Raw genomic sequence first — 13,871 nt, forward strand, 5'->3', positions numbered from 1 at the left:
GCGCTGGGAGCACGGTCGTGCGCGGCCCGTGTTCTACGATGCGATTCGGGGGAGGCTGGTGATGGCCGTGATCATGGAGAACGCCCAGGTGGCTGATACCGCCACGTTGGGCAGGGATGTGCGGGTCTGGGAGCTGGCCCAGATCCGCGAAGACGCCGTCCTGGGCGACGGCTGCATCGTGGGACGCGGCGCCTACGTCGGCACGGGGGTGACGATCGGCCGCCACGTCAAGATCCAGAACTACGCGCTCGTCTACGAGCCCGCGACCCTGGCCGACGGCGTCTTCGTCGGCCCGGCCGCGGTGCTCACCAACGACCGTGTCCCGCGCGCCGTCGACCCGGACGGTGAGCTGAAACAACGCCACGACTGGCGCCCCGAGGGCGTCGAGGTGGCCGAGGGCGCCTCGCTCGGCGCCAGGTCCGTGTGCGTGGCGCCCGTGCGGATCGGCCGATGGGCCATGGTCGCCGCCGGTGCCGTGGTCACCCGCGACGTGCCCGACTTCGCCCTGGTCATGGGAGTTCCGGCCAAACGGGTCGGCTGGGTCGGCCGACACGGCGAACGACTGGTCGAGAAGGAACCCGGCACGTGGCTCTGCCCGGTCACGGGCGAGCGCTACCTGGAGCACGACGGCGTGATGGCGGAAGCCCCGTGAAGTCGTCGGCGCGCCGGGGCCATGTCGACCGAGCGCCCCGCGTTGTCAACCGCCGATGACCACGCGCCGCACGCCCCTCCACAACGCCGGGTCGGTGACACGCCGCCCATCGACGAGCACCCTCACCGACGGGAGGTCGCTCGCCGCCAGCAGGTGGTAGTCGGCGTGGTCGGCCTGCACGATCGCCGCCTCCACGGGCTGCCCGCCGTACGGCACCAGCCCCAGCGCCCTGAGCTCGGCCGCGTTGTACAGAGGGTCGGAGACGTACGGCACCGCCCCGCGCTCCAGCAACGCGCCCACGACGCCGAAGACACCCGAGAACGCGGTTTCCTTGACCCCGCCCCGATACGAGGCGCCCAGCACCAGCACCTCGGCCCCTGACAGGTCGCCGTACGCCGCGCACAGCAGGTCCACGGTGTGACCGGGCATCGCGGCGTTGGCCGCCCTGGCGGCACGCACGACGCTCGCCGACGGGTCGTTCCACAGGTACATCTGCGGATAGACCGGGATGCAGTGCCCGCCGACCGCGATCCCCGGCTGGTGGATGTGGCTGTACGGCTGGCTGTTGCACGCCTCGATCACCCGCATGACGTCCACGCCCAGCCTCCCCGCGTGCAGCGCGAACTGGTTGGCCAGGGCGATGTTCACGTCGCGGTAGGTCGTCTCGGCCAGCTTGGCCAGCTCGGCCGCTTCGGAGGAACCCAGGTCCCACACCCCGTTGGCACGCGGCAGGTCGTCGCGCTCGTCGAAGTCGAGCACCGCCTCGTAGAAGGCGCACGCTCGCCGCGCCGACTCCTCGTCGACACCGCCGACCAGCTTGGGGTAGCGGCACAGGTCGGCGAAGACCCGCCCGGTGAGCACCCGCTCGGGGCTGAAGGCCAGGTGGAAGCCCGAGCCCAGGGTGAGCCCCGATCCCAGTTCCAGCAGGGGAGCCCAGCGCTGCCTCGTGGTGCCGACGGGCAGGGTCGTCTCGTAGCAGACCAGCGTGCCGAGCCGCAGCGTCGCGGCGATCTCCTCGGTGGCGGCGTCCATCGAGGAGAAGTCGGGCACCCCGGAGGCGTCGACGTAGAGCGGTACCACCACCACGACCACGTCCGCCGAGGCCACGGCGTCCCGGGTGCTGGTGGTCGCGGAGAGCAGCTCGTCACCGACCGCCCGCTTGAGCATGAGGTCCAGGTCGTGCTCGCCGGGGAACGGCTCGAGGCCCCGGTTCACCATGTCGACCACGCGTGCGTCGATGTCGGCGCCGATGACCTCATGCCCCTTCGACGCGTACTGGACGGCCAGGGGCAGGCCGATCTTGCCCAGACCGACCACGCAGATTCTCACTGTTTCCTCCAGAGAAGGGCGCGTCGCCAGGGAACACGCGACACGCGGACGACCATCTGCTCGTCCCTGCCTGGGATCACGGAGATCCGGTACGGCCGGCCACGGTGCCAGCGCCGCTGGCGGAGCCGCCGCCCCAGTGCAGGAAGAGGGAATTCGTAAAGCTCACCGGCCGCCGTCACGGCCAGCCGGATGTCATGGCGCCGCCCGCCCAGCAACGCCCGCATCGGGATGCGGGCGCACAAAGTCGTCCCCGACCCGTCGACGGCCAACTCGGTGGTCACCTCGGCGGGAACGCCCGAGATGCCCAGCGGGGCGGGTTCGGCGGCGCCGTCGCCCAGGACGGGAGCCCGGATCCACAGGACCAGGCGGTCAGACGACCAGGCTGCCTCCAGGACCCGGATGCCGCTTGCCATGCGGCTGTCGAAGGCGCCGTTGAAGACGAAGTGCTCGCGCTCCATCTCGTCGAATCCCGGCAGGTGCACCAGCACCCGCTCCTTCTCCAGCACCAGCGGTGCGCTGCCCGAGTGCAGGGCGGGCTGGATGAGCAGGTCGATCCGCCCGCGCGCCGCGAGGGCGAGGCGGTAACGCTGCGCGGGGCTGAGCCTGTCGAGGATCCTGCCGGTCAGGTAGGCCGCCGAGAGGCTCTTCACGGCGGCGCACACGGCCGACCGGGTCTCGGGGTCGAACCTGGCGAAGTCCTTGCCGACCAGTTTGGACAGCTCCCAGTCGAAGTGCCGCGCCAGGACGGCGTCGCGCCTGGCGCCCGCGGGCAGCAGGCCGGCGGTGAACTCGATGAGCCGCCGCGCCGTGTCGAGCCGTTGAGCGGGCGACGACCGGTAGGTGATGTTGCCGCGATCGTGGCGGCGCACCGCGTAGTAGTAGACCGCGTCGGCCAGCACCGAGATCCGCTCGGCGCGCACGCAGGCCTCGATGGTGAAGGGCTGGTCGCTGCCGACCGGCATGTCCACGGGGAACCGCAGCCGGTACCGGTCCAGGAGCCGCCTGCGGAAGAGCTTGGTGTTCGACATCGCGTACGGCAGCGCCGAGCCGTACAGGTCGAGGTCGGGGTCGGTGCGGGCGTAGACGTCCTGCCGCACGTACCGGCCGTTGATCCCGACCATCTTGCCCAGCACCACGTCGGAGCCGTAATGGTCGGCCGCGTCGACCAGCCGCTCCAGCGCGTGCGGCGCCAGCAGGTCGTCCGCGCCGAGGAAGAAGACGTAGCGGCCGGTGGCCAGATCGAGCCCCCGGTTGCTGGGCACCGCGGGGCCGCCCGAATGGGGCTGGTGCACCACGGTGAACAGGCCGGGGTGCTCGGCAGCGAACCGGTCGAGCTCCGCGCCGCCGCCGTCGGTGGAGCCGTCGTCCACGGCGATGACCTCGAACCTGCCTGCGCCGATCGTCTGGTCGACGAGGGAGCGCAGGCAGGCCGTGAGGTAGGGCATGGTGTCGTGGACGGCGACGACCACGCTGACGTCCGGCGGACGAGTGACGGTCAAGCGAGCGTCCGCGGCTTCAGCTCGTCGTACAACTCGCCCAGGATCCGCGCCTGCCTGGCCCACGTCCATGCATCCAGGAGGCCGGGGGCTTCGTAGGCGGCCCTATACCGCCGCGGGTCGTCCAGCACGTTGTAAACGGCCCTGATGTAGTCGGCCAGATTCTTGGCCTTGAACACCACGCCGTTGCCGACCTGCTGGATCGTCTCGGTCATCAGCTTCACGTCGCTGACCACAATGGGCAGGCCAGCGTGGGCGTACTCGTAGAACTTGGTGCTCACCCCGATCTCGTGGTTGAGCGTGTGGTGAAGGGGGTGTACCCCGGCGTCGGCCTGCGACAGGAACGGGACGATCTGGTAGGGATCGACGTACGGCAGGATGTGCAGCCGATGCCCTGCCTGAAGAGCCTTCGCCCGGGCCACGAGCTTGCGCACATAGGGCGTGCCGTGATTGTTGATCACGAGGGCGACATGCGCCGCAGGAATCATGGGCAGTGCCTCGACCATGATGTCCAGGCCTCGCGGCGCCGAGGCGACACCGCAGTAGACCAGCAGAGGCGTGTCGTCGGTGATTCCGCACAGGTCACGCAGCTTCGGCGGAGCCTCGCCCGCGTCGTCGCGCCAGGCCACGTCGGGGGCATTGAGGACGATGCTGGGCCGCGTGGTCAGCTTGTGCCGTTCGATGAGCAGATCGGCGAGCGGCTCGGAGACGGTGATTACCGAGTCGGCGTAGGGGACGAACTCGAGCTCGTTGGCGCAGTACGCCACGTGCCTGCGTGGGTTGGAGTGGCCCACCCCCGGACGGTATTCGTGCGCGTCCCACACGAGCTTGACGTCGCGTCCTCTGGCCTGGGCGCGGAGCTTGGCGCGGGCCCCGACGGCGATCATGCGGGAGTCGTGAGCGTGGATGATCGCCGGGCGGAGCTTGTCGATGACCGGGCCGAAGCTCAGCTCGTAGTCCCAGAGCATCGGATCCAGCTGGCGCCAGCTCCGCTTGCCCATGGCCTTCTCCCAGAAGGCCACGGCGAACCGGTCGATCGGCCCCGCCAGGTTCTTTCTGGCCTCGGCGAGCGACTCGGTCTGGCTGAGCCGTACGCGGACCCAGCGGTTGGCGACGCCGTAGACGACCTTCGTCACGAGCACTGTGCCGCGTGACACGAGCCTGCTCCGGTCGGCGGCCGCCAGCTTCGCGCGCAGAGTGGTCAGCTTGAGGCGCCGCAGTTCGACCTCACGCTTGCGCTGCGCGATGACGGGGCCGGGAGGATAGGCGAGCGGGCGTCTCAGCGGGGCGCGCCGCACCTGATATCGGGCCTTGGTCGTCAGAGGGACAGTCAGCAGCCTTACCCGCGCGTCGCCAAGCCGCCACCGGCGCGGCTTGCCGTCGGGAGAGCGGCCCAGCAGGATGACGTCCCATCCCATCTGGGCCGCGGACCTGGCGACCTTCTGTACCCGCGAATCGCCGTGCACGCCGTTGTCGACGAGCATGACGATGCGCCCTCTGGAGCCCTGAGGCAGGCCGTTGTCGGTCTTACGCAATGGAGAGCACCTCTCGATCGTGGTCGACGGGCGTCGTGGCGCCGGACGCGGCCGACTCCAGCACCGCCGCGGACACCTGGACGGTCCGCAGCCCCTGGCGAAGCGTCACGATCTTGCTCGGTCGGCCGAGCACCGCGTCGCGGAACTGTTCGTGCTCGACCAGCAGCGGTTCGCGCTTGGCGATGGCGTAGCGGACCATGTCGCCCTCGCAGACCCCGGGGAAGGCGCGCAGGGCGTCCCAATCGTTGCCGGCCGCACCGTTGGCGTAGAAGGTCAGGTCGGCGGTGAGGGTGTTGGCGACGAAGCAGCCGCGCTCGCCGGTGACCACGACGGACCGCTCCTTGAACGGGCTGAGCCAGTTGACCAGGTGGTTGGCCATCGTCCCGCCGTCGAGCTGGGCGACGACGGCCACCATGTCCTCGTGCGGGCGCCCGCTTTTGGAGGTCATGCACGCCGAGACGGAGCGGTAGTCCTGGCCGGTGACCCACACGGTCAGGTCGATGTCGTGAGTGGCCAGATCCTTGACCACGCCGACGTCGGCGATGCGGTGTGGGAAGGGACCCTGGCGGCGGGTCGCCACCTGGAAGATCTCGCCGAGTTCGGCGAGGCGTGGCCGCAGGTTCTGCAGGGCCGGGTTGAAACGCTCGATGTGCCCGACCGCGGCCACCACGTCCGCTTCCTCGAAGGCGTCGACCAGGCGCGTGGCGGCCTCGACCGAGTGCGCGAGCGGCTTCTCGATCAGCGCGGCCACACCGCTGCGCGCCAATTCGAGGCCGACCTCCTCGTGCAGTGCGGTCGGGCAGGCGACAACGGCGTAGTCGAGCCCCAGCGACAGCAGCGACGGCAGGTCGCGCACGACCGGCGTCCCATGGGCGGCCCTGAGTGGGTCGCCCAGGGGATCGGCGACGCCGGCGAACTCCACGCCCGGTAGTGCCGAGAGCACCCTTGCGTGGTTGCGGCCCATCGCCCCCAGGCCGATCAGCCCCGCGCGCAGTGTCCTCACAGCTCGTTCACGGCCTCGGAGATCCTGGCCAGTTCACTCTCGGTCAGCGACGGGTGGACCGGCAGCGAGAGCACCTCGGCGGCGGCCCGCTCGGTCTCCGGCAGGTCCCAGCGCCGCGGCCCGGCGAAGGGGCGCAGCCGGTGGATCGGGGTCGGGTAGTAGACGGCGCTGCCCACGCGCCTGGCGGCCAGGTGCGCCCGTGCCGCTTCGCGGTCGCCGTCGATCCGCACGGTGTACTGGTGGTAGACGTGCCCCGCCCCGTCGGCGACGTACGGCGTGGCCACCCGGCTGATGAGGGCGTCCAGCGTCTTGGCGTTGGCCTGCCGCCGGGCGTTGCCTTCGCCAAGCCGCCCGAGTTGCACCCTGCCGACCGCCGCCTCCACGTCGGTCATGCGCAGGTTGGCGCCCACGATCTCGTTGGCGTAGCGCTGCTCCATGCCCTGGTTGCGCAGGAGCCGCAGGGTGCGGGCCAGGTCGGGGTCCGGGGTGCAGATCATGCCGCCTTCCAGGGCGTGCATGTTCTTGGTGGGGTAGAAGCTGAAGCAGCTGGCGACGCCGAAGGCGCCCACCGGCCGGCCGTGCAGCGTGGCGCCGTGGGCCTGGCAGGCGTCCTCGACCACGGCCAGGCCGTGGCCGGCGGCGATCGTGCGCAACTCGTGCATGGCGGCGGGGTGACCGTACAGGTGGACCGGGACGATCGCGACGGTGCGTGGCGTGATCGCCGCCGCCACCGCATCGGGAGACAGGCAGTAGGTGAGCGGGTCGATGTCGGCGAAGACCGGCGTCGCGCCGACCAGTCGCACGACGTTGGCGGTGGCCGCGAAGGAGAAGGCGGGGACGATGACCTCGTCGGGCGGGCCGATGCCCAGAGCCATCAGGCTGAGCTGGAGCGCGGAGGTGCCGGAGTTGACCGCGACGCAGTGGCGGCCGTCGACCCATTGCGAGAACTCCGCCTCGAAGGCGGCGACCTCAGGGCCTTGGACCACGTTGCCGCTGCGCAGGACGCGAACCGCGGCCTCGATCTCCGCCTCCCCGATGACAGGCGCGGCAGGAGGAATCATCTCGCCCACGACGGCCTCCTCGCGACGCCGGATGTTGAAGTCCGCAATGGACAGTAGGTGCTGCAATAGGGCGGAGCTGAGACGCCTCCGCGTGCTTGAGGAAAGGTTTGCCTCGGAAGTTCGCGCGGACGACCGCCCGCAGCGGCACCCGGCCACTCGCGTTTCCAGCTGGGGTAAGGCGAAAGTCATCACTTCACTGGCCTTCGGCCAACTTCCCGAGTGCCCCGGTCAAGAAGTGAAACCTTCCGGAGGTGGACGGGAGACCCCCTCATCCTGCATGCCCCCAATCAAAGGAGACTCCGACGACATGCCCGTGTACTCGGCGGTAGCCAAGACCATCAAGCCCCTGGTCGGTCAGAAGAACTGGGAGCACCTGCGCCGGCTCAGGCGCAAGCCCGCGCCGAAGCTCACCGCGAAGGCCGCTGCGCGGCAGCGCAAGCTGGATCGCGCAGCCGAGATCGCCGCGATCTCTCACGACCTGAACGAGCTGGCGGTGTACTTCAAGACCGACAAGTGGGGTGGTCACCGCTACACCCAGCACTACCAGCGCCACCTGCAGCACCTGAAGAACGAGTCCTTCAATCTCGTGGAGATCGGCATCGGGGGCTACAACCGCGCGGGCCAGGGCGGGGCCTCACTGCGCATGTGGAAGCACTTCTTCCCGAACGCCCAGATCTTCGGCATCGACATCCAGGACAAGTCCTTCGTCGACGAGAAACGCATCACGACCTTCATCGGCGACCAGTCCGATCCCACGTCGCTGCTGGACATCGCGGGCAGGATCGGCACCCTCGACGTGATCATCGACGACGGGAGCCACCGCAGCCCGCACGTCATCACGACCTTCGAGACCCTCTTCCCGTTGCTGCGTGACGGCGGCATCTACGCCGTGGAGGACACCCAGACCTCGTACTGGCCGGAATGGCTCGGCAGCGAGGACCTGAACGACCCGAACACCACCATGGGAATGCTGAAGGGTCTGGTCGACGGCCTCAATTACGAGGAATTCGTCGACGAGGAGTACCGGCCGTCGTATACCGACCTCAATGTCGTGGGCGCGCACTATTACCACAATCTCGTGATTCTCGAGAAGGGCAAGAACGCCGAGGGCACGAACAGGCGGAACATCCTGAAGGCGCGTTACGCCAAGGTTTGACCTGCGGGGACGCCGCCCGGCTCGGACCGAGTGTTCCGTTCCGCGGTTTCCCGGTCCGGGCACGGGTAAGGCTGGTCATTTCTTTACCCGGAAACCAGCCGGTGGTGATGGGCTGCTGCCACGATGAGGGGCGACTCGAAAAGAAAATCGCGCTAGATGGGAGAAAACCCATGCCCATGAAGGTCAGCGTGATCGTCCCCGTTTACAATCCGGGCCCCTATATCGAGGACTGTGTCGCCTCGATGCTCCGGCAGAGCCTGCCGGCAGAGGAGTTCGAGGTCATCTTCGTGGACGACGGCTCGACGGACGAAACGCCAGCACGCCTGGACGTGCTCGCGGCCGAGCATGACCACATCCGGGTGATCCACCAGGAGAACTCCGGCTGGTCGGGAAAGCCGCGCAATGTCGGCATCGAAGAAGCTCGTGGCGAGTTCGTCATGTTCGTCGACAACGACGACTGGCTGGGTGACGAGGCGCTGGAGCGTATGTACCAGTACGGCGTGGCCAACGAGGCCGACGTCATCATTGGGAAAATGGCCGGAAAAGGACGCTCGGTCCCTCTTGAACTGTTCCGCGTCAATCGGCCCCAGGCCAATCTCGCGAATGCTCCGCTCATGGACAGCCTCACGCCGCACAAGATGTTCAGGAAGGAGTTCCTGAACAAACACGGCGTGCGATTCCCGGAAGGACGCAGGCGCCTCGAAGACCACGTCTTCGTGACCGAGGCCTATCTCCTCGCGCGTAATGTCGCGGTCCTGAGCGACTATCTGTGCTATCACCACATCAAGCGCGAGGACGCGACGAACGCCGGATTCCAGCCGTTCGACCCGGTCGGCTACTTCGCGAATCTGAGCGAAGCCCTGGACATCGTGGAGCGGCACACCCAGCCGGGACCCATGCGGGACCGGATCTTCCGGCGCTGGCTGCGCAACGAGATGGTCGAGCGGCTGCGGGGTAAGCGCCTGCTGGCGATGCCCGCCGACTTCCGCGAGAAGATGTTCACGGAGATCCACAAGGTCGCCTCGGCCCGTTTCGGGCCCGGAGTGGCGGCCGGGATGGAGCCCATCCAGCAGCTCGTCGCAGGACTGGTGGTGGCGGGGCAGTACGAGGAGGTACTGAAGCTCGCCGAGTGGGAGGCGGGCATCAGGCTCTCCACCTCGCTGGAGAGCCTCGACTGGCGCGCCGGCGCCCTGCACCTGACGTTCTCGTCCGAGTTCACCGCCAACGAGCAGCCGCTCGCCTTCACGGACGACGGCGACCAGATCGTCCTGCGTCCGCCTCTCGGCTCTGGCGGCGGCGAGGCGGTGGCGCTGCTCGACGCGAACGCCTCGGTCAAGACCGACAGGGCCCGGATGGACCTGGTGGTGCGAGCGCGCAAGACAGCGGGCGAGTTCTACCAGCCGGTCAGCTTCGAACCCGAGCACGTGCCGATGGCCGAACCCGGGCTCGTCCGCTTCGTCCTGCGGGGGGCCGCCGCGATCGATCCCCAGACCGCGGGCGCCGGAGCGCCGCTGGAGCCGGGCATCTGGGACGTGATCGTCCGGCAGTCCGGGTGCGGGTGGACGAAGGAGACCCGGCTGGGGTCGATCCGCTCGGAATCGGTGACCAAGGGACGCACCGGCGCGTTGGTGGGCGACCCGGGCCGGTTGGTGCTGCCGTACTGGACCGATCCTCACGGCAATCTTTCGCTCGACGTCGGCCAGGTCACGCAGCGCGTCGATTACGACCTGCAAGAGGGCATCGGCGCGGAGCACGGCCGGATACGCGACGGACGCCTGGAGATCACGCTGCCGCTGCATCCGTACGCTCCCGCCACACCCGTGGCGGTTCGCTTCGTCTCCAGGACCGCCGGGCGCATCGACGCCACGGGCACGCTCGACTCGGTGCTGCGTGTCGAGATCCCAGACGCGTGCTTCGACGCCGGTCGCTGGCGCGTCTCGATCGCGCTGCCGAAGGAAGGCTCGTCGGCGGGCCGATTCGTGGTGCTGCCGATCGTGCTCGTCTGCCCCGAGGGTGAGGGCGAGCCGTTCGTCCAGGCCGTCACGCAGGCGCTGGAAGAACTGCAGCCGGCCAAGCCCAAGGCTCGTTCCGGCTTCATGTCACTGCTCAGAAGGAGGTGAGCCGGGATGCGCCGGCTGTCCATCGAAGGTGCTCTCGTCCACGAGCCCACGGTCTTCCCCGACGATCGAGGCAGCTTCCACGAGTGGTTCCGAGGCCCCGACTTCCATGCCGCCACGGGCCAGCGGCTCGACCTGGCGCAGGCGAACTGCTCGGTGTCGCGGCGGGGCACGATCCGCGGCATTCACTTCGCGGACGTGCCTCCGAGCCAGGCCAAGTACGTCACGTGCGTGCGCGGCTCGGTTCTGGACGTGATCGTCGACATCCGGGTCGGCTCGCCCCAGTTCGGCCGGTGGGAGTCGGTCGTGCTCGATGAGCAGGAGCGTAGGGCCGTGTACCTGGCCGAAGGGCTGGGGCACGCGTTCATGGCGCTGACCGACGACGCGACCGTGGTCTACCTGTGCTCACAGGGGTACGCCCCCGGGCGGGAGCACGGGATCAACCCGCTGGACGAGGATCTGGCCATCGCTTGGCCGAAGGAGATCGAGCCCCTGCTGTCGCCGAAGGATGCCGCGGCCCCGACACTGGCCGAGGCCGCTCGGCAGGGAATCCTTCCCGGCTACGAGGCGTGCGCGGCGTTGTACAACGACCTGCGCACCTCGGGGAACGCCCGGGACAACGCCTCGTTCCAGTCCCCGATGGGCGCGACGCCCGTGCCCGCCCAGCGGGCGTGACCGAGAACGCTGTACGCGGGCCGGGGGGCAGGCCGCGGGAAGGCCGCGCTGCCCACCGGGCGCACCCGGGAAGGGTCGGCCCCCAGCAGGCGGAAGACCTCGGAAGCCAGGGCGTGCCAGCTGCACTGCCCCGAGCTCGTCCCGTGGTAGATCCCGGGCTCGGCCCCGCTCTCGCCCAACCGGACCAGGAGCGCGGCGAGATCGGCTGACCAGGTCGGCTGCCCGACCTGGTCGTACACCACGTCGAGGTACTCGCGCTCCGACTCCAGCTTCATCATCGTCCGGACGAAGTCGCGCCCGGTCGTGCCGTAGAGCCAGGCCGTACGGACCACGTAACCCGTCCCCGGGAGCACCTCCAGAACCGCCTGCTCGCCCGCCAGCTTCGTCCGGCCGTAGGCCGAGCGCGGGCCGGTGGGCGCGTCCTCGGCGTAAGGGCTCGTGGCGTCGCCGGGGAAGACGTAGTCGGTGGAGAGGTGGATGAGCCTGCTCCCCGTCCGGGAGCAGGCCTCCGCGAGATGGCGCACGCCGTCGGCGTTGACCGCCCTGGCCTGCTCCTCGTGAAGCTCGGCGTCGTCGACGGCGGTCCACGCGGCGCAGTTGACCACCACCTCAGGACGGTGGTCGCCGATCACCTGCTCGACCTGGTCGGCCTGGCAGATGTCGAGGGCGCGCCGGTCGAGGCCGACGCCCCTGTCGCCGAGCAGGCGCAGCAGGTCGCCGGCCACCATGCCGCCGGCGCCCGTGACCAGCCAGCGTCCGGTCATGACAACGCCGCCCGCTGCTTGAGCGGCTCCCACCAGCTCCGGTTCTCCCGGTACCAGACGACCGTCTCGGCCAGGCCCTCCGCGAAGTCCTTGCGCGGCAGGTAACCGAGCTCAGTGCGGATCTTGGTGCAGTCGACGGAGTAGCGCCGATCGTGGCCCTTGCGGTCCTCGACGTAGTCGACCATGTCCCAGCCCGCGCCGCAGGCGTCGAGCAGGAGCTGGGTCAGCTCCTTGTTGGTCAGTTCCGTGCCACCGCCGATGTTGTAGATCTCGCCGCTGCGGCCCGCGGTCCTGACGAGCTCGATCCCCTGCACGTGGTCGTCGATGTGCAGCCAGTCGCGGATGTTGAGGCCGTCGCCGTACAGCGGCACCTTCCTGCCGTCGAGCAGGTTGGTGATGAACAGCGGGATCATCTTCTCGGGGAAGTGGTGGTGGCCGTAGTTGTTGGAGCAGCGCGTCACGCGCACGTCGAGCCCGTGGGTGTGCTGGTAGGCCAGAGCCAGCAGGTCGCTGGCGGCCTTCGCCGCGGAGTACGGCGAGCTCGGGAGGAGCGGATGGCTCTCCGGCCACGATCCGTGCTCGATGGAGCCGTACACCTCGTCGGTGGAGATGTGGACGAAGGTCTGCAGGCCGTGGCGCAGCGCCGCGTCGAGCAGGGTCTGCGTGCCGACGACGTTGGTCTGCACGAACTCCGCCGCGCCCAGGATGGAGCGGTCGACATGGGATTCGGCGGCGAAGTGCACGACCTGGTCGTGATCGGCCATGAGCTTGTCGACGAGCGAGGCGTCGCAGATGTCGCCCCAGACGAAACCGAACCGCTCGTCGTGGCGCACGGGGTCCAGGTTGGCGGGGTTGCCGGCGTAGGTCAGCTTGTCGAGGACGGTGATCCGTACGTCGTTGTCACCGGCCAGCAGGGTGCGAACGTAGTGCGAGCCGATGAAGCCGGCGCCGCCCGTGACGAGGATGGAGGTGCTCATCGTGAGATCTGCACCTCGCTGTGGTCGCCGAGCACGAACCGGTGGGCCTGCGGAACCGCGGGCGCGGGTGTCACCCGTGCGTTGCGGCCGATCAGCGACGCCTCGATCCTGCTGACCCCGCGGATGGACGAGCCGCGCAGCACGATGGAGAACTCGATCTCGCTGTGCTGGATGAGGCAGTCGGCCGAGATGGAGGTGAAGGGTCCGACGTAGGAGTCGGAGATCACGCTTCCCGCGCCGATGATCACCGGCCCGACGATCCGTGAGTTGCGGATCTCGGCGCCCTCCTCGATCTGGACCCGTCCGATGATCTCGCAGCCGGAGTCGGCGACTCCGTCGCATCGGCCGTCGATCGACTCCAGCACGGTCCTGTTGACCTCCAGCATGTCGGCGACGTTGCCGGTGTCCTTCCAGTACCCGGTGATCGTCGAGGAGCGCACGGTCCTGCTCTCGTCGATCAGCCACTGGATCGCGTCGGTGATCTCGAGCTCGTTGCGCCAGGAGGGCTTGATCCCGCGCACAGCCTCGTGGATGGCGGGCGTGAACAGGTAGACGCCCACCAGCGCGAGGTCGCTCTTGGGCTGCTTGGGCTTCTCCTCCAGGCCGACCACCCGCCCCAGGGAGTCGAGTTCCGCCACGCCGAACGAGGTGGGATCGCCGACCCGGGTGAGCAGGATCTGGGCGGCGGGACGGTGCGTCTGGAAGTCGGCGACGATCTGGTTGATGCCGCCGAGGATGAAGTTGTCGCCGAGGTACATGACGAAGTCGTCGTCGGCGAGGAACTCCCGGGCGATGAGCACGGCATGCGCCAGCCCGCGGGGGCTGTCCTGCTGGAGGTAGGTGACCTCTAGGCCGAAGCGCGAACCGTCGCCCACCGCCTCCTTGATCTCCTCCGCCGTGTCACCCACGACGATGCCGACCTCCACGATGCCGGCCTCCGCGATGGCCTCCAGCCCGTAGAACAGGACCGGCTTGTTGGCCACCGGGACCAATTGCTTGGCCGAGGTGTAGGTGATCGGGCGCAATCGGGTGCCGGATCCTCCGGCTAGAACAAGTGCTTTCACAGTGCCATTGTGGCGGCCTGAGTCTGGCTACAATCAGCGATT

12 protein-coding genes are annotated in these 13,871 nt (G+C 69.0%); 4 read left to right on the plus strand and 8 right to left on the minus strand.

Going from position 1 to position 13,871, the window contains the following annotated elements; genetic code table 11:
- Window positions 1-61: 61 nt before the first annotated feature.
- Window positions 62-652 carry an acyltransferase gene (locus HNR30_RS42965; protein WP_181615965.1) on the plus strand — a complete coding sequence of 197 codons (591 nt, stop codon included), beginning with the start codon at window positions 62-64 and terminating at the stop codon, window positions 650-652.
- A gap of 45 nt (window positions 653-697) precedes the next feature.
- Here HNR30_RS42965 and HNR30_RS42970 read toward each other — a convergent pair whose 3' ends face one another.
- From HNR30_RS42970 to HNR30_RS42990, 5 genes are read right to left on the minus strand one after another with little or no spacing between them, the layout of a single operon-like run.
- Complete coding sequence (locus tag HNR30_RS42970; protein ID WP_181615966.1) at window positions 698-1,981, minus strand: nucleotide sugar dehydrogenase; 1,284 nt, start codon at window positions 1,979-1,981, stop codon at window positions 698-700.
- The gene (locus tag HNR30_RS42975; RefSeq protein WP_181615967.1) at window positions 1,978-3,480 is read right to left on the minus strand and encodes a glycosyltransferase family 2 protein; all 1,503 of its coding nucleotides are present in this window, start codon (window positions 3,478-3,480) and stop codon (window positions 1,978-1,980) included. Before HNR30_RS42975 ends, HNR30_RS42970 begins: the two co-directional genes overlap by 4 nt.
- On the minus strand, window positions 3,477-5,012 hold the full coding sequence (locus HNR30_RS42980; protein WP_220134643.1) for a glycosyltransferase family 4 protein: 1,536 nt from the start codon (window positions 5,010-5,012) through the stop codon (window positions 3,477-3,479). The genes HNR30_RS42975 and HNR30_RS42980 overlap by 4 nt, the downstream gene beginning before the upstream one ends.
- Window positions 5,005-6,015 carry a Gfo/Idh/MocA family protein gene (locus HNR30_RS42985; protein ID WP_181615968.1) on the minus strand — a complete coding sequence of 337 codons (1,011 nt, stop codon included), beginning with the start codon at window positions 6,013-6,015 and terminating at the stop codon, window positions 5,005-5,007. The genes HNR30_RS42980 and HNR30_RS42985 overlap by 8 nt, the downstream gene beginning before the upstream one ends.
- Entirely contained in the window at window positions 6,012-7,076 is a 1,065-nt protein-coding gene (locus HNR30_RS42990) for a DegT/DnrJ/EryC1/StrS family aminotransferase (RefSeq protein ID WP_181616027.1), read from the minus strand. The genes HNR30_RS42985 and HNR30_RS42990 overlap by 4 nt, the downstream gene beginning before the upstream one ends.
- A gap of 91 nt (window positions 7,077-7,167) precedes the next feature.
- Here HNR30_RS42990 and HNR30_RS42995 point away from each other — a divergent pair, with 91 nt between their 5' ends.
- From HNR30_RS42995 to rfbC, 3 genes are all read left to right on the plus strand, one after another.
- A complete protein-coding gene (locus HNR30_RS42995; protein ID WP_181615969.1) occupies window positions 7,168-8,232 on the plus strand; it encodes a class I SAM-dependent methyltransferase in 1,065 nt (354 codons plus the stop codon).
- Between the two features lie 170 nt (window positions 8,233-8,402).
- On the plus strand, window positions 8,403-10,352 hold the full coding sequence (locus tag HNR30_RS43000; RefSeq protein ID WP_181616028.1) for a glycosyltransferase family 2 protein: 1,950 nt from the start codon (window positions 8,403-8,405) through the stop codon (window positions 10,350-10,352).
- 6 nt (window positions 10,353-10,358) lie between these two features.
- Window positions 10,359-11,024 (plus strand): dTDP-4-dehydrorhamnose 3,5-epimerase, encoded by a 666-nt coding sequence (gene rfbC, locus HNR30_RS43005; protein ID WP_181615970.1) that lies wholly within the window; start codon window positions 10,359-10,361, stop codon window positions 11,022-11,024.
- Here rfbC and rfbD read toward each other — a convergent pair.
- From rfbD to HNR30_RS43020, 3 genes are read right to left on the minus strand one after another with little or no spacing between them, the layout of a single operon-like run.
- On the minus strand, window positions 10,910-11,788 hold the full coding sequence (rfbD, locus tag HNR30_RS43010) for a dTDP-4-dehydrorhamnose reductase (protein WP_181615971.1): 879 nt from the start codon (window positions 11,786-11,788) through the stop codon (window positions 10,910-10,912). The two genes, rfbC and rfbD, sit on opposite strands and share 115 nt — an antisense overlap.
- Window positions 11,785-12,765: a dTDP-glucose 4,6-dehydratase gene (gene rfbB / locus HNR30_RS43015; RefSeq protein ID WP_181615972.1), complete on the minus strand. Its 981-nt coding sequence runs from the start codon at window positions 12,763-12,765 to the stop codon at window positions 11,785-11,787. Before rfbB ends, rfbD begins: the two co-directional genes overlap by 4 nt.
- Window positions 12,762-13,829: a glucose-1-phosphate thymidylyltransferase gene (locus HNR30_RS43020; RefSeq protein WP_181615973.1), complete on the minus strand. Its 1,068-nt coding sequence runs from the start codon at window positions 13,827-13,829 to the stop codon at window positions 12,762-12,764. Before HNR30_RS43020 ends, rfbB begins: the two co-directional genes overlap by 4 nt.
- Window positions 13,830-13,871 lie beyond the last annotated feature (42 nt).

It is taken from the genome of Nonomuraea soli, from assembly GCF_013761175.1.
GTDB lineage: Bacteria > Actinomycetota > Actinomycetes > Streptosporangiales > Streptosporangiaceae > Nonomuraea > Nonomuraea soli.

Excerpts from the sequence above, each read along its gene's own strand:
- rfbC (WP_181615970.1), top strand. The coding sequence starts at position 10,359 with ATGCGCCGGCTGTCCATCGAAGGTGCTCTCGTCCACGAGCCCACGGTC.
- rfbD (WP_181615971.1), bottom strand. The coding sequence starts at position 11,788 with ATGACCGGACGCTGGCTGGTCACGGGCGCCGGCGGCATGGTGGCCGGC.
- HNR30_RS42965 (WP_181615965.1), top strand. The coding sequence starts at position 62 with ATGGCCGTGATCATGGAGAACGCCCAGGTGGCTGATACCGCCACGTTG.
- rfbB (WP_181615972.1), bottom strand. The coding sequence starts at position 12,765 with ATGAGCACCTCCATCCTCGTCACGGGCGGCGCCGGCTTCATCGGCTCG.
- HNR30_RS43000 (WP_181616028.1), top strand. The coding sequence starts at position 8,403 with ATGCCCATGAAGGTCAGCGTGATCGTCCCCGTTTACAATCCGGGCCCC.
- HNR30_RS42990 (WP_181616027.1), bottom strand. The coding sequence starts at position 7,076 with ATGATTCCTCCTGCCGCGCCTGTCATCGGGGAGGCGGAGATCGAGGCC.